The organism is Microbacterium sp. zg-YB36 (assembly GCF_024623575.2).
Taxonomy (GTDB): domain Bacteria; phylum Actinomycetota; class Actinomycetes; order Actinomycetales; family Microbacteriaceae; genus Microbacterium.
In genome coordinates this window covers 18,286-38,001 of sequence record NZ_JANJFD020000011.1, presented here as the reverse complement: position 1 = coordinate 38,001, position 19,716 = coordinate 18,286, and the positions used below count along the sequence as shown (strand labels likewise).

The 19,716-nt window shown below is 70.7% G+C and carries 16 protein-coding genes and 3 tRNA genes; 6 read left to right on the top strand and 13 right to left on the bottom strand.

Annotated elements, in window-relative coordinates; all coding sequences use genetic code 11:
• Both NQ151_RS14790 and NQ151_RS14785 read right to left on the bottom strand, forming a co-directional pair.
• Positions 1 to 471, bottom strand: a complete 471-nt coding sequence (locus NQ151_RS14790) for a recombinase family protein (protein WP_257508862.1) — start codon at positions 469 to 471, stop codon at positions 1 to 3.
• A gap of 47 nt (positions 472 to 518) precedes the next feature.
• Positions 519 to 2,243: a cation:proton antiporter gene (locus NQ151_RS14785; RefSeq protein WP_257508863.1), complete on the bottom strand. Its 1,725-nt coding sequence runs from the start codon at positions 2,241 to 2,243 to the stop codon at positions 519 to 521.
• Between the two features lie 102 nt (positions 2,244 to 2,345).
• Between NQ151_RS14785 and NQ151_RS14780 the strand changes: the two genes are divergently transcribed.
• Positions 2,346 to 4,697, top strand: a complete 2,352-nt coding sequence (locus tag NQ151_RS14780; RefSeq protein ID WP_257528564.1) for an ATP-binding cassette domain-containing protein — start codon at positions 2,346 to 2,348, stop codon at positions 4,695 to 4,697.
• Between the two features lie 11 nt (positions 4,698 to 4,708).
• Here the strand turns inward: NQ151_RS14780 and NQ151_RS14775 are convergent, their stop codons facing one another.
• Positions 4,709 to 5,719 (bottom strand): malate dehydrogenase, encoded by a 1,011-nt coding sequence (locus NQ151_RS14775; protein WP_257528563.1) that lies wholly within the window; start codon positions 5,717 to 5,719, stop codon positions 4,709 to 4,711.
• A 104-nt stretch (positions 5,720 to 5,823) separates the two neighbouring features.
• On the opposite strand from NQ151_RS14775, the gene ypfJ reads away from it, so the two are divergent.
• Positions 5,824 to 6,693 (top strand): KPN_02809 family neutral zinc metallopeptidase, encoded by an 870-nt coding sequence (gene ypfJ / locus NQ151_RS14770; RefSeq protein WP_257508866.1) that lies wholly within the window; start codon positions 5,824 to 5,826, stop codon positions 6,691 to 6,693.
• The gene (pip, locus tag NQ151_RS14765; RefSeq protein WP_257528562.1) at positions 6,690 to 7,730 is read left to right on the top strand and encodes a prolyl aminopeptidase; all 1,041 of its coding nucleotides are present in this window, start codon (positions 6,690 to 6,692) and stop codon (positions 7,728 to 7,730) included. Before ypfJ ends, pip begins: the two co-directional genes overlap by 4 nt.
• Before the next feature lie 270 nt (positions 7,731 to 8,000).
• Here the strand turns inward: pip and NQ151_RS14760 are convergent, their stop codons facing one another.
• The 9 genes from NQ151_RS14760 to NQ151_RS14720 form a co-directional block, all read right to left on the bottom strand.
• Positions 8,001 to 8,885: a hypothetical protein gene (locus tag NQ151_RS14760; RefSeq protein WP_257528561.1), complete on the bottom strand. Its 885-nt coding sequence runs from the start codon at positions 8,883 to 8,885 to the stop codon at positions 8,001 to 8,003.
• A gap of 308 nt (positions 8,886 to 9,193) precedes the next feature.
• Positions 9,194 to 10,948 carry an aldehyde dehydrogenase family protein gene (locus NQ151_RS14755; RefSeq protein WP_257528560.1) on the bottom strand — a complete coding sequence of 585 codons (1,755 nt, stop codon included), beginning with the start codon at positions 10,946 to 10,948 and terminating at the stop codon, positions 9,194 to 9,196.
• A 31-nt stretch (positions 10,949 to 10,979) separates the two neighbouring features.
• On the bottom strand, positions 10,980 to 12,449 hold the full coding sequence (locus NQ151_RS14750) for an MFS transporter (RefSeq protein ID WP_257528559.1): 1,470 nt from the start codon (positions 12,447 to 12,449) through the stop codon (positions 10,980 to 10,982).
• A gap of 16 nt (positions 12,450 to 12,465) precedes the next feature.
• The gene (locus NQ151_RS14745; protein WP_257528558.1) at positions 12,466 to 12,726 is read right to left on the bottom strand and encodes a glutaredoxin family protein; all 261 of its coding nucleotides are present in this window, start codon (positions 12,724 to 12,726) and stop codon (positions 12,466 to 12,468) included.
• A 43-nt stretch (positions 12,727 to 12,769) separates the two neighbouring features.
• Positions 12,770 to 13,897 carry a glycosyltransferase gene (locus NQ151_RS14740; RefSeq protein WP_257528557.1) on the bottom strand — a complete coding sequence of 376 codons (1,128 nt, stop codon included), beginning with the start codon at positions 13,895 to 13,897 and terminating at the stop codon, positions 12,770 to 12,772.
• A 44-nt stretch (positions 13,898 to 13,941) separates the two neighbouring features.
• Positions 13,942 to 15,090: a polysaccharide deacetylase family protein gene (locus tag NQ151_RS14735; RefSeq protein ID WP_257528556.1), complete on the bottom strand. Its 1,149-nt coding sequence runs from the start codon at positions 15,088 to 15,090 to the stop codon at positions 13,942 to 13,944.
• A 161-nt stretch (positions 15,091 to 15,251) separates the two neighbouring features.
• Positions 15,252 to 15,324: transfer RNA gene (locus NQ151_RS14730), tRNA-Phe, on the bottom strand.
• 70 nt (positions 15,325 to 15,394) lie between these two features.
• A tRNA-Asp gene (locus tag NQ151_RS14725) sits at positions 15,395 to 15,468 on the bottom strand.
• A 21-nt stretch (positions 15,469 to 15,489) separates the two neighbouring features.
• Positions 15,490 to 15,562, bottom strand: a tRNA-Glu gene (locus NQ151_RS14720).
• 245 nt (positions 15,563 to 15,807) lie between these two features.
• Here NQ151_RS14720 and NQ151_RS14715 point away from each other — a divergent pair.
• Positions 15,808 to 17,220 (top strand): peptidoglycan DD-metalloendopeptidase family protein, encoded by a 1,413-nt coding sequence (locus tag NQ151_RS14715; RefSeq protein WP_257528555.1) that lies wholly within the window; start codon positions 15,808 to 15,810, stop codon positions 17,218 to 17,220.
• A 51-nt stretch (positions 17,221 to 17,271) separates the two neighbouring features.
• Here NQ151_RS14715 and NQ151_RS14710 read toward each other — a convergent pair whose 3' ends face one another.
• The gene (locus NQ151_RS14710; RefSeq protein WP_257508874.1) at positions 17,272 to 17,805 is read right to left on the bottom strand and encodes an inorganic diphosphatase; all 534 of its coding nucleotides are present in this window, start codon (positions 17,803 to 17,805) and stop codon (positions 17,272 to 17,274) included.
• 257 nt (positions 17,806 to 18,062) lie between these two features.
• Here NQ151_RS14710 and tilS point away from each other — a divergent pair, with 257 nt between their 5' ends.
• Positions 18,063 to 19,064 (top strand): tRNA lysidine(34) synthetase TilS, encoded by a 1,002-nt coding sequence (tilS, locus tag NQ151_RS14705; RefSeq protein WP_257528554.1) that lies wholly within the window; start codon positions 18,063 to 18,065, stop codon positions 19,062 to 19,064.
• A 3-nt stretch (positions 19,065 to 19,067) separates the two neighbouring features.
• Complete coding sequence (gene hpt / locus NQ151_RS14700) at positions 19,068 to 19,619, top strand: hypoxanthine phosphoribosyltransferase (RefSeq protein WP_257508875.1); 552 nt, start codon at positions 19,068 to 19,070, stop codon at positions 19,617 to 19,619.
• Positions 19,620 to 19,716 lie beyond the last annotated feature (97 nt).

The following is a 19,716-nucleotide window of genomic DNA, read 5'->3' as shown; positions in this document are numbered from 1 at the left end:
TCAGGGCAGAGGCACCGCCCCGGTGTCGGCGGTGTGCGACAGCACTTTGACGATGACGCCGCGACGGCGCAGCTCCGCGATCGTGCGGGCCTCCTCGTCGACGTTGCGACCGAGCGCGTGCACGGTGGCGACGACCACCACGTCGCCGCCGGAGAGCCGGCCGAACAGCCGGGTGAGGCGCTCCTGCCAGGTCTCCATCGTCTCGGGTGCGGGGTGGCGGAAACCTTCGATCGGCACGCCGAAGCGGGAGAGCTCATCGCGCTGACGCACGATGGAGGGCATGTCGTCGCGGGCGACCACGAGCCCCACCAGGCGGGAACCGGCGGGCCGGGCCAGCCACCAGTCGCGCGACTGCTCCAGGTCGCGGAAGGCAGGGGGCACCTCGCCCGGCTCGGTCGGCAGCGCGATCGACTCCGCATAGTCTGCGGGGGCGCGGTACCCGGCGGCATCCTGTGGCGTGGCATCGGTCATGGCGGCTCCTTGCTCCCCACTATTGTCCCGCAGCCGGCGGGCGGACCCTAGTCGTCGTCGTCCAGCCGCAGTCGCAGGCTCAGTTCGTCGGCGTCGAGTTCGGCCAGCGAGTGGCGCAGCGCCGCGGAGCTGAGCCCGCTGTTCGACAGCGACACCAGTCGCACGCGCATCGCCCGGATGAGAGCCAGCCGCAGTTCCAGCGCCTCCCGGTGCGCGACGGTCTCCTCCTCGTCGGGGGGATCGGCAAGGCTCCCGCCCACCCGCTCGACCAGGTCGGCGGGAAACGGCGTGCCGTCGCGGCGCCGCAGGTCGGGGTGAGAGAGCGCGATCATCGCCGCTTCGCGCAGCTCGCCGTCGATGCGGTCCTGTTCGTCCCTCGTCAGCTCGTCGCTTTCCGGCGGGATCCGCAGCAGGCGGGCGAAGGCGGGGAGAGTGAAGCCCTGCACGAGCAGGCTGATCACCGCCACGAGGAACGCGGTGAGGATGAGCAGTTCCCGGGCGGGGGTGTCGCGGGGGAGGGTCTGCGCCGCCGCGAGGGTCACGACGCCGCGCATGCCTGCCCAGACGATGATCGCGCCGTGCTTCCAGCCCAGCGGCGAGGACTGGTAGTAGTCCAGGTCGGCGAACGCGCGCCGCAGCCGCCGTCGCAGCGCCGCGATGCGCCGCTCGGTGAAGGCCGCGCGGTGGGGCGGCGTGCCGGTGTCGCCCTGCTGCGGGTCGATGGCTTCGATCCGGGCGCCGAACCGGTCGAGCCGCTCCCGCTGCTTGTGGCGCGCGCGGCGCCCCTGCAGCTGCACCAGCAGCGCGACGTAGCCGGTTCGCACGACCAGCACGATGCCGAGCGCCGCGAGTGCCAGCCAAGCGGCGCGCAGCGGACCATCGTGCAGAGCGACATTCTCGCGCCAGATGTCCTTGAGCTCCAGACCCATGATGAGGAACACCGCACCCTCGAGGACGAGTTCGATCGTGCGCCAGTTGAGCGTGGCCGACAGTCGCTGCTCGGCGGTGAGCCACCGCGCCGAGCCCTGCCCCGTGACGATCCCCGCGACGACCGCCGCGACCAGGCCCGACCCGCCCAGGTGCTCGGTGGGAAGGTAGGCGGCGAAGGGCACGGCGAAACCGACGGCGGTGTTGGCGGCGGAGTGGCCGACCCAGGTGCGAAAGCGCAGGCTCAGCAGACCCACCAGCGCCCCCACGGCCAGCGCGACCAGCACGCCCCACGCGAAGGCGCCGGCGAACTCGCCCGCCGCAACCGCGCCGCCGGTGGCGACGGCGGCGACGGCGGTGCGCAGCAGCACGAGCGAGGTCGCATCGTTGAGCAGGCTCTCGCCCTCGAGCATCGTCACCACGCGGGGTGAGAGCCCAAGACGCTTGACGATGGAGGTGGCCACGGCATCCGTCGGGCTGAGGATCGCCCCCAGCGCGATCGCCTGCAGCAGCCCCAGGTCCGGGATCGCCCACGTGAAGAACAGCCCGAGCACGACCGAGCTGATCACCACGAGCACGACCGACAGCCCCGCGATGGGCCCGAAGTCGCGGCGGAATTCGATCGCCGGCAGCGACACCGCCGCGGAGTACAGCAGCGGCGGCAGGATGCCGACGAGGATGATCTCCGGATCCACCTCCACCGCGGGCACGAACGGCAGCAGGCTCACCCCGAGTCCTGCGATCACGAGCAGCAGGGGACCGGCGATGTTCAGCCGCGGGGCCAGGCCGGTCGCCACGGCGATGACGACGACCCCCAGGATGGCCAGCACGATGACGGCATCCATGCGCACCTCCCCTCGCGTGCGGTTGCGATGCCTGCACGATATCGAGGACTGCGGATGTCCGCAGAAGGGGGCATGCTGAGATGCGCAACGGAAGGGATCGCCATGACCGCCAACGCCGTCGAGTCCGCCAGCGACCCCGACACCCACGACATCATCCGCGTCATCGGCGCGCGCGAGAACAACCTGCAGGACGTCACCATCGACCTGCCCAAGCGCCGGCTGACCGTCTTCACCGGCGTCAGCGGGTCGGGCAAGTCGTCGCTGGTGTTCGGCACGATCGCCGCCGAGTCGCAGCGGCTCATCAACGAGACCTACAGCACGTTCGTGCAGGGCTTCATGCCCACCCTCCCGCGGCCCGACGTCGACTTCCTGGAGGGGCTGACCACCGCGATCCTGGTCGACCAGGAGCGGATGGGCGGCAACTCCCGCTCCACGGTGGGCACCGCCACCGACGCTCATGCGATGCTGCGGATCCTTTACAGCCGGCTCGCCCTCCCGCACATCGGCTCATCGCAGGCCTACTCCTTCAACGTGCCGTCGGTCACGGGGGCGGGCGCCATCAAAGTGGGCGACAAGAAGGCGGTGAAGCGCGAGTACACCGTCACCGGCGGTATGTGCCCCCGCTGCGAGGGCACCGGCGAGGTCAGCGACATCGATCTGGACGAGCTGTTCGACCGCACCAAGTCGCTGGCCGAGGGGGCGATGACCGTCCCCGGCTACAGCGTCGACGGCTGGATGGTGCGCGCTTTCACCGAGTCGGGCTTCATCGACGCCGACAAGAAGATCCAGGACTACACCGAGGCGGAACGGCACGACTTCCTCTACAAAGAGCCCACCAAGGTCAAGATCCAGGGGATCAACATGACCTACGAGGGGCTCATCCCGAAGATGACCAAGAGCTTCCTGCAGAAGGATCGTGACGCGCTGCAGCCGCACATCCGGGCGTTCGTGGACCGAGCAGTGAAGTTCACGCCGTGCCCCGAGTGCGGGGGCACCCGGCTGAGCGAGGCGGCGCGGTCGTCCACGATCGACGGGGTGAGCATCGCGGATGCCGCGGCGATGCAGATCACCGATCTCTCCGAGTGGCTGCGCACCATCGACGACCCGAGTGTGGCGCCGCTCATCGCGGGACTGCGCCACACGATCGATTCGTTCGTCGAGATCGGGCTCGGCTACCTCTCGCTCGATCGCGCCTCGGGCACGCTGTCCGGCGGCGAAGCGCAGCGCACGCGGATGATCCGCCACCTCGGCTCGGCGCTCACCGACGTGACCTACGTCTTCGACGAGCCGACGGCGGGGCTGCACCCCCACGACATCCAGCGCATGAACGCGCTGCTGCTGCGCCTGCGCGACAAGGGAAACACCGTGCTGGTCGTCGAACACAAACCCGAGGTCATCGAGATCGCCGACTACGTCGTGGATCTCGGCCCGGGGGCCGGGCGCAACGGCGGCGCGATCATGTATCGCGGCGACGTCGCAGGACTGCGAGCCTCGGACACCGTGACCGGGCGGCACCTGGATCACCGCGCCCGACTGAAGGACTCCGTCCGCCCCCACCGCGGCACGATGCCGATCCGCGGCGCGACGCAGCACAATCTGCGCGGCGTCGATGTCGACATCCCCACCGGAGTGCTCACCGTCGTCACCGGCGTCGCCGGGTCGGGCAAGTCATCGCTCATCCATGGGAACCTCCCTGCGTTCAACGATGTGGTCGTGGTCGACCAATCGGCCATCCGCGGGTCGCGCCGCAGCAACCCGGCCACCTACACCGGCGTACTCGATGTCATCCGCACCGCCTTCGCGAAGGCCAACGGCGTGAAGCCGGCGCTGTTCAGCGCGAACTCCGAGGGCGCCTGCCCGGTGTGCAAGGGCCTCGGGGTCATCATCACCGAGCTGGGCTTCATGTCCACCGTCGAGACGGTCTGCGAGGTGTGCGAGGGGCGCCGGTTCACCGACGAGGTGCTGGAGTATCGCCTGGACGGCAAGAACATCGACGAGGTGCTGTCGATGCCGGTGGCCGAGGCGGCATCCTTCTTCGCCACAGGGCCTGCTCACACCACGCTGGCCCGCATGGTCGATGTGGGACTGTCGTACCTGACCCTCGGGCAGCGGCTGAACACCCTCTCCGGCGGCGAGCGGCAGCGGCTGAAGCTCGCGATCAGCATGGCCAAGAAGGGCGCGGTCTACGTGCTCGACGAGCCGACCACCGGCCTGCACCTGGCCGACGTCGACAATCTGCTGGGCATGCTCGACCGGCTGGTGGATGCCGGCAACTCCGTCGTCGTGATCGAGCACCACCAGGCGGTGATGGCGCACGCCGACTGGATCGTCGACCTCGGTCCCGGTGCCGGCCACGACGGCGGGACGATCGTGTTCGAAGGCACCCCGACCGAGCTGGTGCAGCGTGGCGACAGCCTCACCGCCCAGCACCTGCGGGCGTACGTCGCCGCCTGACCCGCGACCGGTCAGATCGCGCCGAGCTCCCGCACCGCGTCGCGCTCCGCCGCGAGTTCGGCCACCGATGCCGCCAGTCGTGCTCTGGCCCGGTCGTCGAGCTCGAGTCCCTCGACGACGCGGTAACCGGACCCGTCGCTGGTCACCGGGAACGAGCAGACCAGTCCCTCGGGCACCCCGTACTCCCCGCGCGACACGAGTGCCGCCGACGTCCAACCCGAGTGCGTGCCGAGCGCCTCGTCGCGCACGTGCGAGATCGCGGCGTTGGCCGCCGACGCGACCGACGACGACCCTCGTACTTCGATGATCTCCGCCCCGCGCCGCGCCACCCGCGGAATGAACACGTCGTCGAGCCACGATGCCGCGGCATCCGTCCCGCCCAGCTGCTCCGCCAGCGCGTCGAACACCGGGCGTCCGGCGACGGTGGCGTGCGAGACGTCGGGGAACTGGGTACTGGAGTGGTTGCCCCAGATGATCACGGCCTGGAGGGTCGTCGGCGTGACCTGGAGCGCAGCGGACAGCTGGCCGACCGCTCGGTCGTGATCGAGCCGGGTCAGCGCACTGAAGCGCTCGGCCGGGACGCCGGCGGCGGCGGCGGCCGCGACCATGGCATTGGTATTGGCGGGGTTGCCCACCGTCAGCACGCGCACATCGGCGGCGGCGTGCTGCGCGATCGCCGCACCTTGCGGCGCGAAGATGCCGGCGTTGGCGGCCAGCAGGTCGGCGCGCTCCATGCCCGCCGCCCGGGGCCGGGACCCCACGAGCAGCACGCGGTTCGCACCCGCGAACGCGACGGCCGGGTCGTCGGTCACCTCGACGTCCTGCAGCAGGGCGAAGGCGCAGTCCTGCAGTTCGAGCGCGGCGCCTTCGGCGGCGCGCACCCCCTGCGGGATCTCCAGCAGCCGCAGCCGCACCGGCTGATCCGGACCCAGCATGTCGCCCGCGGCGATGCGGAACAGCAGTGCGTAGCCGATCTGCCCTCCGGCGCCGGTGATGGTCACGGTGACGGGGGTGGCATCCATTCCTTGAGCCTAGAGGTGCACGGAGGGGCGGTCAGTGTACCGGACCCGGGCGATCGCGGTCCGGCACCCCGGTTTCCCGGGCGCGGAACGGTACCTTGTGAGGCGTGACGTTCAACGACAACGCCCGAGTCGGCGGCAACACGGCCAAGCGCCGTGGCCGCGGCGGCGCCATCGTCGGAGGGGGCATCGCCGGCATCGGCGGCATCGCGGTGCTGCTGCTGAGCATCTTCACCGGCCAGGACTTCACCAGCCTGCTGGGCGGGGCCGGCGCCGGCGGGGCGGCGGAGGAGTCCGCGATCGAGAACTGCGACAGCGGCGCCGACGCGAACGCGAGAGACGACTGCCGCCTGGCCGCCGCATCGCTGAACCTCGACCAGTTCTGGGCGGCGGAGCTGGACGGCTACCGCCAGCCGCAGCTGATCGTGGTGGACGGGTCGACGCCGACTGCGTGCGGCACGGCATCCAACGCCACCGGCCCCTTCTACTGCCCGTCGGAGGAGACCGTCTACGTCGACCCGACGTTCTTCGGCATCCTGCGCGAACAGTTCGGCACGACCGCAGGGCCCCTCGCGCAGCTGTACGTGCTCGCCCACGAGTACGGGCACCACGTGCAGCAGATCACCGGCATCTTCGACCGCTACCCGCCGGGCGACAGCGGCCCCGACAGCAACGGCGTGCGCATCGAGCTGCAGGCGGACTGCCTCGCCGGCGCGTGGGTGGCCGACCTTCCCCGGCAGGTCGATGAGAACGGCGTGCCGTTCATGCAGGCACCGACCGAGACCGAGATCCGCGATGCCCTGGGGGCAGCGGCAGCCGTCGGCGACGACAACATCCAGCGGCAATCCGGCGGCACGGTGAATCCCGAGAGCTGGACCCACGGCTCCAGCGAGCAACGTCAACGCTGGTTCGACACCGGCTACCAGCACGGCGCCCAGTCGTGCGACACCTTCTCTGCATCAGGATCGGAATTGTGAGCGACATCGCGCACCTCGACGGCATCCTCTACCCACCCATCGAGCCGTATGAAACCGGCGAGCTGCTGGTGGGCGAAGGCAATCGCATGTACTGGGAGCAGTCGGGCAACCCCGATGGCAAGCCCGTCGTGTTCCTCCACGGTGGACCCGGTGGCGGCACGTCACCCTGGCAGCGGCGGTTCTTCGACCCCGAGGTCTACCGCATCATCCTGTTCGATCAGCGCGGCTGCGGACGCAGCACGCCGCACGCGAGCAGCCCGGATGCCGACCTTCGTCACAACACCACGTGGCATCTGGTCGCCGACATCGACCTGCTGCGACGCAGCCTCGGCATCGCCCGGTGGATGGTGTTCGGCGGATCGTGGGGCAGCACGCTCGCGCTGGCCTACGCCCAGGCGCATCCGGCCGCGGTGAGCGAACTGGTGCTGCGGGGCATCTTCACGCTGCGCGCCTGCGAGCTGGAGTGGTTCTATGAGGGCGGCGCGTCCTCGATCTTCCCGGATCTGTGGGAGGAGTTCATCGCGCCGATCCCGGTGCTCGAGCGGGCGCACCTCATCGAGGCGTACCACCGGCGACTGAGTGACCCCGATCCGGCCGTGCACGTGCCGGCGGGGGTCGCGTGGTCGCGCTGGGAGGCATCGACGGTGACGTTGCGACCCGACGAGGAGCTCGTCGCGTCGATGTCCGACCCCGCCGATGCCACCGCTTTCGCGCGCATCGAGAACCACTACTTCCTCAACCGCGGCTGGCTGCGCGAGGGGCAGCTGATCGCGGATGCCGGGGCGATCCGCCACATTCCGGGCGTCATCGTGCAGGGCCGGTACGACGTCTGCACGCCGATGATGACGGCGTGGGATCTGCGCCGGGCGTGGCCGGAGGCCGAGTTCGTCGTAGTTCCGGACGCCGGGCACTCCGCCTCCGAACCCGGGATCGCCGCCGCGCTGCGCGCCGCGACCGACCGGTTCGCAGGGGTCGCGGATGCGGTGGCGTCGGGCGGGGCTGGATTCCCGGCGTATGCGGAGGCGTCACAGTCGTGAGCGCCGGGCAGCGCTTCGACTGAGTCTCGCGCCACCGCCGGGGTGGTTCGGTCGTCGCATCCGTCCCGTGGCGGGCGGCGTTGGGTCCGTTCGTGACGACCGAGCGAGGTCGCGGGCCGTCGGGGCGTCGCATCCGCCCCCGTTCGCGGCGCCTGCGGGGACGTTCGTGACGACCGGATGCCGTCGGTCAGCCGCGCCAACCCGCGGCTCGCAGTGCGGCAGCCACCTGACGCACCACCTCACGTGGATGGCGGTCGACCATTTCGTGCGTCAGCCGGACCACGCGCCACCCCGCCTCGGCGTAGGCCTGGTACTTCTCGATGTCCCGGTTCCACTGCTCGCGCGACGTGCGGTGGTGGTCCCCTCGTACTCAACGGCGACGCGGTACGCCGGGTACGCGATTTCGCTGCATCCGAGCCATCGCCCGTGTGCGTCGTACACGTCGACGTCGAGTTGCGGCTCGGGCAGCCCGCCGTTCACCAGCATGAGCCGCGTCTTCGTCTCCGCAGGCGAAGAACTCCCGGTGCGCACCAGCGGAAGCGCCTGGCGCAGCCGATCCACGCCGACACGACGCCCCGCCACGGATGCTGCGGCGAGCTGCTCGATCGTTGCCAGCGGTGGCCCGCTGGGTGGACGGAACCCACCGGGATGGCGCGGCACTCGGACCATCGCGTCGCCGAAGGCCACGAGCTCGGCGAGGTCGAGACGAGCGCCCAGCATGGCCCAGGTCGTCGCGGGGGACGTGACGCGGATGCCGTCGACCGCGTTCACATGCGCGAGCGATGGCCGCACGGCGTGACCATTGACGCCACGGCCACGGGGTGCGCGCCCGGGATGATGCACCGCCACCTCGATGGGGGCGTATGCCGGCAGGCGTAGGGGATACCCGTGGAGCACCGCGGCCGTGCCCAGACAGAGGAACGCCTCCTCGGGCATCACGAGCGCGTACGCCCTGACCCGGGCGCACAGCTCGGCGCGCCGGGAGGCGAACAAGCCGGCATCCGGGACGCCTGCAGCCGGCCGCATCCGGACGCCGTGGAACGGATGGGCGAGGTCCGGCCGGGTCAGTCGCTTGCGGGTAACGCCGAGGGCCGCGGCCTGGGCAACGGTGAAGGCGTCGCCGAGTTCGGAGGGGAGGGGTGTGCGTTGCGGCATCCATCCACCGTGCCGATGGTCGCGGGCCGGCGTGCGCGTCACTGGCCGATCGGGGGATGACTCCGCGCGATCGGGGCCTGTGGAGGAGGCGCACCAGCTTGCGTGCGTGCTGGTGCGCGGCCGTTCGGTCGACGCGAATGCCCCAGTGCGGGCACCCGACGGGTGCGGATGCGGCGACCGAGCGCCGGCGCACGTGGTTCGGTCGTCACGATAGAGCCCGCAGCGGCGATAGGAAGGGTCGAATGGGACGACCGAACAGCAGGCAGCGGGGGCGTTGGGGGCGGGGGAGCGAGGGGAGCGGGGCGGCGCTACGCGCCGAAGGCCTGCAGCAGCGTCACCGACAGGCGCGCGGGGTTGCCGTCCATGCGGAACCGCGTCAGGCCCTCGCTCACGGCGGCCCCGGTGCGGGCGGTGACGAACCACGGCGGCTTCGGCAGCACCGACGGCCGGCCGCCCGCGGCAAGGTTGCCGGCCGACAGCGACGCCGGGAACGGGCGGAATGGCCCGCGCACGACGCTGCGCTCGACCCGATCCAGCAGTCGCGCGTTGTGCACGACGCCGATGCCGCTGGGGGCGTCGGCGAGCGTGCCGCCGGGGAACGCGCCCCACGTGCAGGTCGGGGTGAGAAAGCCCAGCGCCGTCCACGCGTTGATCGCGATGGTCCCGTAGCGCAGCTGCGCCATGGCGCGCTCGAACCCGTCGCCCAGCGCCGTCTGCACGACCGGGTCTACGAGGACATTCGCCCCGAGCGTGCCGGTGAGCCGGTCGTTCGCATGCGCGACGGCGGCGTCGACGAACTCCTGCCCGACACCGGGCAGCTCGACGACCCCGAGCACGGGGGCGAAGTACTCCGTGGTCTCGATCGCCGCGGCATCCTCCCCCTGCGCGTGCACCAGCAGGCGGGTGCCGTCATCGCTGAGTTCGGCGCCGGGATACGCGGATGCCGCGGCAGCCACGCTTGCCTGGCCGTTCGGGTACCAGACCGAGCGCCGGGGCGCCGCGTCGTATGCGGTGCGCAGCGCCGCGAGGAACGCCTCGCGCTGCGGCCAGTCGGAGCTGAGCAGCATCAGCTGGCCGGCGATGCAGTTGTGGCCGCTGTTGTACAGGCGCATCGTCACGACGTGCTCGGCGTGGAAGCGCAGGTCGGCGTCGGACCACTCGCCCGGCACGACGATGATGGGGGACACCCCGCCCAGCTCCGCCGTGATGGGTGTGGTCAGCTGCGGCTCACCCGCCGAGCGCCGGGCGGCGGCATCCGCACCCCGGCCCCACACGATCGCGTCGAACGTCGTGACCGACCCGGTGATGTGCACGTGGTCGATGTCTGGGTGCGTCGTCAGGTACCCGCCCACGTCACCACCGCCTCGGACGATGCGCAGCATCCCGGGCCCGATCAGCGGCGCGAGGGCGCGCTCGAACACCGGCACGAGGACATCCTGGGTCGGGTTGACCTTCAGCAGCGAGACCCGGTTGAACGCGAGCAGCTCGTACAGCACGTCCAGGAACGGGATCGCCGTGACGTTGCCGGCCCCGAGCACCAGTCCCACGCCGCCCGATTCCCCGCGCGCGAGCTGCCCCAGCCCCGCCGTGCGCACCGCGTCGGCGGCCGAGACCCCCGGCTGCAGCCACACCTCGCCGGTGTACCCCGACAGCAGCAGCCGGTCGATCGGCGCGATCGGCAGCACGTGCACGCGCACCCGGCCGCCCGGTGCCTCGTCGATCTTCAGCCCGTCGAGCGGACTCGCGCCGCGGGCGAGCGCGCCGAGCGTGTCGGCGTAGGCGTCGAGCGCGACGAGTGCGGCATACGGTCCGGAGAGCCACTCCTCGCCCCGCAGCGGATGTCCCGGCTCCAGGCCCTTGGACGTCGCGGCGACGTCGGCCCATTCCTCCGCGACGGCCACCACGGCGGCGCGGATGCGGCGCAGCAGCGTGCGGCGCTGCCCGATCGTGAGGCCCGTCCACACCCGGGTGCCGGTGCGGAGGTCCTCGATCGCGGCATCCAGCTTCGCCCGTTCGGCGTCGGCGAGTGCGGAGGCAGCGGCGGGGGAGGCGATGGATGCCACGGGAGCACTCCTTCGGATCGGGAGGTCCAGTTTAGGCGGGGACCGCAGGCGTGCCGGCGGACTCGATGTCGCTGCGGCGCAGCCGGTACCGGGTGAGGGTGACCAGGCTCAGCGCCACCAGCGCGGCGGGAATCACGCTGAAGCTCAGCACGATGCCGTCGACGGCGGCATCCGGCTGGGTGACGCTCTGCCCGGCGGTGCGCTCGACGTAGCCCGTGACGGCCAGCACGATCGACAGGGTCGTCGCGCCCAGCGCGAAGCCGGCGGTCTCGCCCGCCGTCCACACGCCGCCGAACGCTCCGGCCCGGCCGGGTCCGTGGCGGCTCGCGTCGTGCGCGATGACGTCGGGGAGCATCGCCATCGGCAGCGACTGCATGCCCGCGTAGGCGATGCCGGCGACGCCGACCGGGCCGTAGATCCAGGCGCCCGGCGCCCACATCGCGCCGATCGTGGTCAGCGCCGCGGCGGCGAACAGCACGCTCGCGAACACGAACGCGCGCTCCTTGCCGATGCGGCGCGCGATGCGTCCCCACCCGGGGGCGGCGAGCAGCGCGGGGGCGATCAGTGCGACGAACAGCAGCGTGACGGCATCCTCGGATCGCAGCACCCAGGTCGCCAGGTACTGCGCGCCGGCGAGCATCATGCCGGTGGCCAGCGCCTGCAGGCAGAACGTCGCCAGCAGCGCCCGGAACGGCGCGCTGCGGCGCAGCGCCTCGTAGGCGGAGCGGAAATTGTCGCGGATGCCGCCGGCGGGCGTGGTGGCGTCCTTGCCGATCGCCTGCTCGGCGTGCCCGCTGAAGGTGGGGGAGGTCAGTGCGGCCTGCTCCGCCGCCGACGTGCCGCCGGCAGCCATCGCAGAGCGGCGAGTGCGGGTGCGGCCGGCGACTCCGGTTGCCACGAGCATGCCGGCACCGATGACGACCCCCGCGACGATCCCCATCAGGAGGTAGCCGGTGGTCGGGTCGCCGGTCACGCCGCGCAGCAGCGGGCCGCCGGCACCGAACAGCAGGATCGCGAAGGTCAGCACCACCACGCGCCAGGTCAGCAGGGTGGTGCGGGCGTCGTAGTCGCCGGTGAGCTCGGCCGGCAGGGCGATGTAGGGCACCTGGAACAGGCTGAACGCCGTGGCCGTCGCGACGAACGCGACCAGCACCCACAAGGCGCCGAGGGTCGGGCCCAGCTGCGGCGGTGCGGCGAAGGTCAGCGCGAACAGCACCGGCAGCGCGAGCGCACCGACGGCCATCAGCCGGCGGCGCGAGCCGTGGCGGGCGAGGTCACGGTCGGTGAGCGCGCCAATGACGGGGTCGATGAGCACGTCCCAGATCTTCGCGGCAGCGACGATCACGCCGGCGAGCACCGCGGTGACCCCGAGGCTGTCGGTGAGGTAGTACGTCAGCACCAGCCCCGGCAGCGTGGCGAAGCCGCCCGTGCCGATCGAGCCCACCGCGTAGCGGGCGATCGTGCTCCGGGTCAGATCGGCGGATGCCGCGACAGAGCCCATGGGGGCAGTGTAGGGGTCAGATCAGCGAGAGTTCGCGCAGCTTGGCTTCGACGTCGTCGTTGCTGGGCTCGACGTGGTGAGTGGCGTCGGGGTACACCACGACGGGGATGTTGGTGCGTCCCGAGATCTCGCGGGCGACGTCGGCGGCGGCCGGGTCGGTCTCGAGGTCGATGTACTCGTAGCCGACGCCGAGGGCGTCCAGCTGCGACTTGGTGCGGCGGCAGTCGCGGCACCAGTCGGCGCCGAACACGGTGAGGGTGGAGGGCTGAACAGTCATCCCGCCAGCCTAGGGCCGGACGGCTGGGCGTCCGCTCGGTGCCTCAGGGCTCGGCGCGGACGCCTACGGCAGGGCGGTCGGGCGTGACAGCGACGACCGTCGTGCGCTTCGGTGCGTAGACGACGAGCGCGTGGAACACGAAGCGCACGACGAACGCGGCCACCAGTGTCAGGGCTGCAGCCAGCACGCTCGGGATGTTCGTGCTCTCCACCAGCATCCACATGATCGGGATGCGGATGACCGCTTCGAGGTTGTTGAACAGGAAGGACTGGACGAATCGGTGCCGCATGCGGCCGGATTCGGACCGCATGTCGGCGAAGACGAGGTACTCCAGCAGCAGGAAGTTGCCGATGATCGTCAGCTCGCTGGCGATGACCGCCGCGACGACGTACTCGACGCCCAGGCGGATGAGTCCCCACATGATCACGAGGTTCACGATCGCGCCGAACCCGCCCACCAGGGCAAACGCCGACATCCGTCCGAAGCGCAGCATCGTCAGCTGGGTGAGGAAGCGTACGCCCTGCCTGAAGGATGCCTTGGACGCGCCGGCATGACGCTCGGCGAAGTTGAACGGCACTTCGGCGGTGCGCAGCTGCCGGCGGGCGAGTACCTCGAGCAGGATCTTGAATCCGCGGGGGCGCAGTGCCTCGACGTCGAACCCCTCGCGGTCGATGAGGAAGAATCCCGTCATCGGGTCGGAGCAGCCGTGGAGCTTGCGGGGGAACATCGCCTTGGTCAGCAGCGTCGATGCCCGGGATACCGCCGTCCGCGTGGCATCCGCCAGTCCCTTCGACGTGCCGCCGCTGGCATAGCGCGACGCGATCACCACGTCGACGCCGCCCGCCTCGGCGCGCTCGAGCAGCGCCGGGATGGTCTCCGGCGGGTGCTGCAGATCGCCGTCCATGACGAGGCACCATCGCGACTGCGCGTGGCGGAACCCCTCGACGACCGCGCCGCCGAGGCCGGCGATGGGCTCGGCGCGATGAAGCATCCGGACGGGGAAGGGGGAAGCAGCGGCGGCTGCCCGCACGATGGCCGGGGTGTCGTCGGTGGAGTCGTCGACGAACAGCACTTCGAAGTCCCGCTCTCCCATGACCGCGCCGATGCGGGCGAGGAGTTCGACGACGTTCGGACCTTCGTTATAGGTCGGGACGATGATCGTCAGATCCATCGGCGTCCTGTCGTCGGGCGGTCGGGTCGTCCCAGGGTAGCCCGTCAGTCGATGAGCTGCCTGAGGTCGTCCACGGTCATCCCGTAGTTGATGCGGATGCAGGGGAGGGCCAGCTTGTCAGTGCCGGGGCGCACGTATCCCTGCTCGATCGTGCGGGCCAGGTCGAATCCCGCCTGGCGCAGCCCCTCTTTCGCGGTGTCGTTGTAATGGCCGAACGGGTAGGCCACCACTTCTTTCGCGCCCAGGATCTGTGCGGAGGTTTCCAGGTCGGCGGCGATCTCGGCCGCCGACCAGTTGACGATGCGGCCCTGACCGTTGCCGCCGGCCTCGTGCATGTCGTGCGTGTGGGAGCGCTGGAGCACGTAGGGGTTGGGTGCCGGCTCGGAGCGGAACTTCGTGATGACGAAGGACGTCGTCAGCAACCCCTTCGACTCGATGATCGGGGCTGCCAGTTCGAGCCAGGTGTGGTGGGCATCGTCGTCGGTGATGATCACCGACCGGGCGGGCAGGTACAGGACCCCGTCGATGAAGGCACTGAGCTCATCCCAGGTGGGCAGGTAGAAGCCGCCCGCCGCGATGTAGTCCATGTGCGCCTGGAAGTCGCCGATGTACGCGTAGTTCAGTCGCAGCCAGTCGTCTTCGCCCTCGGGGTTCGTCGTGAACTGGTGGTACATCAGGATCGGGACTGCGGTGTCCTCGGCGGCGACATCGTCGGGTGCCATCCACGCGCCGAACAGGGTGCGCTGACGATCGGTGCAGGTAGCGAGCTTCGAACCGTTGATGCGTGCGGATGCCGCGTGCGCCGCGGCATCCGCTGCCGTCGGGTACCAGCCGGCGAACACGGCACCATCGCGCCGTGGAATGGGCAGCGCGCCGTACAGCTGGCCCTGGGTGACCAGCAGCGGATCGGGCGGGTTGATGTCGAGCTGGAACGTGACAGCGCAGGCGCCGGGGTCCTCGGTTGCGGACAGCAACTGCTCGGCGGAGGTCAGGGCCGGCGGCGGCGGAGCGGCGGTGGCCCGCGGGGGCGCCGGCGTGCTCGGCGGTGCAGGGCGGCCCGCCGCCGTGAGCGGCGGGATCACGACTGCGGCGACCACGGCGATGCCGGCGACCGCCAGCACGGCGATCAGCGCCGCCGCGCGACGGCGTGGGTTCGCTCGCTTAGCCCTCGCCGCATGCCGGGAGGTGGCCATCGTCGCCGCCTTTCGAGCGCCGACCCCAGTGCCGCGCTCGAGGCGAGCCTAGGGTCTCGACGACGTGCGTGCGGAAAAACCTCACCCGATGGCTTCGTCGCGGCATCCGGGCGTTAACGTCAAAGGCCCCCCTCCCAGTAGAAGCCTGGAAGAAGGGCCAGTGGCTCCGACGGGCGTCGATCCCGTGACCTCACGATTTTCAGTCGTGCGCTCTACCAACTGAGCTACAGAGCCGCGCGGCGGTGCGATGACTGCCGCGTCCGACACGAGAGGCCCTCTCGAAAGAGGGCCCGTCGCTGTGGAGCGACCCTGACGGGACTTGAACCCGCGACCTCCGCCGTGACAGGGCGGCACGCTAACCAACTGCGCTACAGGGCCATGCATATTCAATTGTAGGTGTGACCCCAACGGGATTCGAACCCGTGCTACCGCCGTGAAAGGGCGGCGTCCTAGGCCGCTAAACGATGGGGCCGAGTGAGCCCGTTGGGACGAACCCGGTGCTCATGCTTACCGACGACCAAGCATAAGCATTGCTGGGGCAAAACACCAATCGAGGGCGCGTCCTCCGCGTGCCGAGGGAGTCGAGGGCCCACGATGGGCCGAGAGGCAGCCTGGTCCGGCCGCAGAAAACCCCTGCTCAACGTTGCAGATGGGGCTGTTGTTGCTACTGTGAATACGCCTTGGTTCCCCCGACGAGGCGAAGAGATGAGGTGCCGCGTGCGTTTCCCGCGCAAGGAAACCCCCGAAGACTGCGGCTGCGCCCCAACCCCGGCTGAGCAGCGTGCGCTTGCCAGCGGCATCACCCGCCGCGGCGTCCTGACGGTCGGCGCCTTCGGCCTGGTCGCTGCCAGCGCGCTCGCCGCACCGTTCGTGCCCGCCGCCTTCGCCGCAAGTTACCCCTCGTGGGACGACGTGCAGCGCGCGAAGCAGAACGAGGCGGCCAAGAACGCCGAGATCACGCGCATCGAGAAGCTCATCAGCGACCTCACGGCCGACGTCGCACACAAGCAGGCCGAGGCCGAGCGCCTGGGCCTGGAGTACCAGGCAGCACAGGAGGCGTTCGAAGCCGCTGTGGATCGCGCCGAGTCACTGCAGGCGCAGGCGGATGCCGAAGAGGCTCGGGCACTGGAGGCGGCGCAGAAGGCCGGCCAGGTCGCCGCGCAGCTGTACCGCAACGGCGGCGGCGACACCTCGCTCCAACTGTTCTTCTCGGGCTCGGCCGCAACGGCCGACGACCTGCTGGCCCGGCTCGGCACGATGGACAAGCTCCTCGCCGCGAACCAGGCCGTCTACACCGACGCCGTCAGTGCCCGCGACAACGCGCAGAGCCTGAGCGATCAGGCATCCGTCGCCCGCGAAGAACGTGACCGCCTCAAGTCCGAGGCCGAGATGAAGATGGTGCAGGCGCAGGCTGCCGCCGAAGCCGCGCAGGCGGCACTCGCGCTGCAGACCGAGCACCAGGCGACACTGCAGGCACAGCTCGCGGCGCTGCGGGACACCACCGCGCAGACCGTCGCCGGTTACCAGGCCGGCGTCGAGGCCGAACGCCTGGCCCGTCTCGAGCGCGAGCGACTCGCGAAGATAGAAGCCGAACGCAGGGCCGCCGAAGAGGCTGCCAAGAACAACGCCGGTGGCGGTGGCGGTGGCGGTGGTGGCGGCGGTGGCGGTGGCGGTGGCGGCGGTGCTGCACCCGGCGGATCCGGTGGCGGTCAGGGCTGGGTACGCCCGCACGGCGGATGGATCAGCTCGGGGTTCGGCGGTCGTGACAGCATCTGCTCCGACAGCGGCTGCAGCGGAAGCGGCCACCGCGGCATCGACTTTGCGAACGGCTGTGGCTCGCAGATCTACGCCGCAGCGGCCGGCCGTGTGATCCACGCGTCATTCAGCTATGGCGGTTGGGGCAACTACGTCAAGATCGACCACGGCGGCGGCATCGTCACCGGCTACGCGCACATCCGCCCGCAGGGCTTCGCCGTGGGCGTCGGTCAGAACGTCGGAGCCGGCCAGGTCATCGCGTACGCGGGCAACACCGGGGTCTCGTCGGGCTGCCACCTCCACTTCGAGGTGTATGACGACGGGGTGCGGCGCGATCCGGCACCGTTCTTGCGCGCCCGCGGCGTCTCGGTCTAGCAAACGACGAAGGGCGGATGCCGCAGCACCCGCCCTTCACAACGCTCGCCGTCAGACGGTCTTGGGCGCTTCGCCCTCACCCTGCGTGCGGGTCTGCTCGTCGTGCTCCTGGAACCGCACGAACGATTCGGCCACGAGTCGCTCTGCCTCTGCGGCATCCGCCCACTCGTCGACCTTGACCCACTTGCCGGGCTCCAGGTCCTTGTAGTGCTCGAAGAAGTGGTTGATCTCGCCCTTGGTCCACTCGTCGAGGTCGGACACGTCCTGGACGTGCGCCCAGCGCGGGTCCTTCGCGAGCACCGCGACGACCTTGTCGTCGCCGCCTGCTTCGTCGCTCATCTTCAGGACGCCGACGGGGCGCACCTTCGCCATGACGCCGGGGTACAGGTCGCGGTCCAGCAGCACGAGGACATCCAGCGGGTCGCCGTCCTCGCCGAGGGTGTTCTCGAAGAACCCGTAGTTGGCGGGGTAGCCCATCGGGGTGAACAGCACGCGGTCCAGGTACACCCGGCCGGTGCCGTGGTCGACCTCGTACTTCACGCGGCTGCCGCGCGGGATCTCGATGACGGCGTCGTACGCGCCCATAGCTGGTGCTCCTTCAAGACAGGGGTGGGATGCGGCGACCAGCCTAGTCGCGGGCGCGTCGGACCATAACTCAGGAAGAAACCGGGGTGCCGCGGCCTGGTGGGGCCCCGACGGGGCGGTTTTCCTGAGTTGTGACCCGATCCGGCGTGCACAACGTCGCTGATCCGGCGCCGGGGCCGCCGGAAACCGCCCCCGTGGGGACTGCGCGGCCCGGTTTGGCGACGTTGTGCACGGCGTGGGGCGGCTACCGTTGTCGCGTGCCGTCCCTCAGCCCCGCCGTCGCCGAGATCCGCCGTGCCGTGCGCGCCGCACTGCAGCCGTTCGCCGGGTCCGGCACCGTCGTGGTTGCCCTCTCCGGCGGCGCCGATTCGCTGGCGCTGGTCGCGGCCACCGCGTTCGAGGCACCGAAGCTCGGGCTGACGGTGCGCAGCGTCACCGTCGACCACGGCTTGCAGGACGGCTCGGCTGAGACGGCAGCGGATGCCGCGCGCGCGGCAGCCGCGCTGGGCATCGACGCCACGGTGGTCGCCGTCACCGTCGACGGACCCGGCGGCCCCGAGGCCGCAGCCCGCGACGCCCGTTACCGTGCCCTTGCGCAGGCGGCGCAGGGCGCCGCGGCTGTGCTGCTCGGGCACACCCTCGACGACCAGGCCGAGACCGTGCTGCTGGGCCTTGCCCGCGGGTCGGGTGCGGCGAGCCTGGCCGCCATGGCGCCCGCCCGCCGCGACGAGGCGACCGGGGTGCTGTGGCTGCGCCCGCTGCTGGCGGTGCGCCGCGAGACGGTGCGGGCGGCGTGCGAAGCGATCGGGCTGACGCCGTGGCAGGACCCGCACAACTCCGACACCCGGTTCGCCCGCGTGCGAGTGCGTGAGCGGGTGCTGCCGATGCTCGAGGCTGAGCTCGGCCCCGGCGTCGCCGAGGCGCTCGCCCGCACCGCCGAGCAGCTGCGCGAAGACGCCGAGGCCTTCGCCGAGATGATCGACGAGACGATCGAAGACATCGTGCAGCCGGCCGAGGCGGGCATCGCGGTGTCGGTCGCGGCGCTGGCCGCGAACCCGCCGGCGCTGCGCCACCGCATCATCCGCCACGTCGTGGCCAGCGAATTCGGGGTCTCCCTCACCCGCACGCAGACCCTCGAGGTGGCGCGGCTGGTCACCGATTGGTCCGGTCAGGGACCGATCGACCTCCCAGGATGCCGCGCCCGTCGCCGCGACGGTCTGGTCGAGTTCACGGCGGGTCCGGCGGATACCTACACTTGACCCATGCGTGCAGCTGACATCTCGGACCAGCTTTCGACCATCCTCGTCACCGAGGAGCAGATCCGGGAGAAGCTCGACCAGCTCGCGGCGCAGGTCGATGAGGACTACGCCGGCAAGGACCTGCTGCTGGTGGGCGTGCTCAAGGGAGCGGTCATGGTCATGGCCGACTTGGCCCGGTCGCTGCAGAGCGACATCACGATGGACTGGATGGCGGTGTCCTCCTACGGTGCCGGCACGAAGTCCAGCGGCGTCGTGCAGATCCGCAAGGACCTCGACACCGACCTGCACGGCAAGCACGTGCTGATCGTCGAGGACATCATCGACTCCGGTCTCACCCTCAGCTGGCTGCTGGAGAACTTCGCCTCCCGCGGGGCGGAGTCCATCGAGGTGCTGGCGCTGCTGCGCAAGCCGGAAGCGGCCAAGGTCGAGATCGACTGCCGCTACGTCGGCTTCGACATCCCGAACGAGTTCGTCGTGGGTTATGGCCTGGACTACGCCGAGCGCTACCGCAACCTGCGCGACGTCGCGGTGCTCGCCCCGCACGTCTACGCCTGAGCACCCCCCTATTCAGCCCTGGGCGAATGCACAGATCGTCCGTGGCGCGGCGCGGTAGCCTGATTCCCTGTCGCCCGTCCCTGTGCACGGGTTGCTC

What these genes read in the sequence shown, in the direction of transcription:
- hpt (WP_257508875.1), top strand. Translation starts at nt 19,068, where the DNA reads ATGCGTGCAGCTGACATCTCGGACCAGCTTTCGACCATCCTCGTCACC.
- NQ151_RS14735 (WP_257528556.1), bottom strand. Translation starts at nt 15,090, where the DNA reads ATGGCCACCTCCCGGCATGCGGCGAGGGCTAAGCGAGCGAACCCACGC.
- NQ151_RS14780 (WP_257528564.1), top strand. Translation starts at nt 2,346, where the DNA reads ATGACCGCCAACGCCGTCGAGTCCGCCAGCGACCCCGACACCCACGAC.
- NQ151_RS14790 (WP_257508862.1), bottom strand. Translation starts at nt 471, where the DNA reads ATGACCGATGCCACGCCACAGGATGCCGCCGGGTACCGCGCCCCCGCA.
- NQ151_RS14745 (WP_257528558.1), bottom strand. Translation starts at nt 12,726, where the DNA reads ATGACTGTTCAGCCCTCCACCCTCACCGTGTTCGGCGCCGACTGGTGC.
- NQ151_RS14710 (WP_257508874.1), bottom strand. Translation starts at nt 17,805, where the DNA reads ATGGGCGCGTACGACGCCGTCATCGAGATCCCGCGCGGCAGCCGCGTG.
- NQ151_RS14760 (WP_257528561.1), bottom strand. Translation starts at nt 8,885, where the DNA reads ATGCCGCAACGCACACCCCTCCCCTCCGAACTCGGCGACGCCTTCACC.
- NQ151_RS14785 (WP_257508863.1), bottom strand. Translation starts at nt 2,243, where the DNA reads ATGGATGCCGTCATCGTGCTGGCCATCCTGGGGGTCGTCGTCATCGCC.
- NQ151_RS14750 (WP_257528559.1), bottom strand. Translation starts at nt 12,449, where the DNA reads ATGGGCTCTGTCGCGGCATCCGCCGATCTGACCCGGAGCACGATCGCC.
- NQ151_RS14740 (WP_257528557.1), bottom strand. Translation starts at nt 13,897, where the DNA reads ATGGATCTGACGATCATCGTCCCGACCTATAACGAAGGTCCGAACGTC.
- NQ151_RS14775 (WP_257528563.1), bottom strand. Translation starts at nt 5,719, where the DNA reads ATGGATGCCACCCCCGTCACCGTGACCATCACCGGCGCCGGAGGGCAG.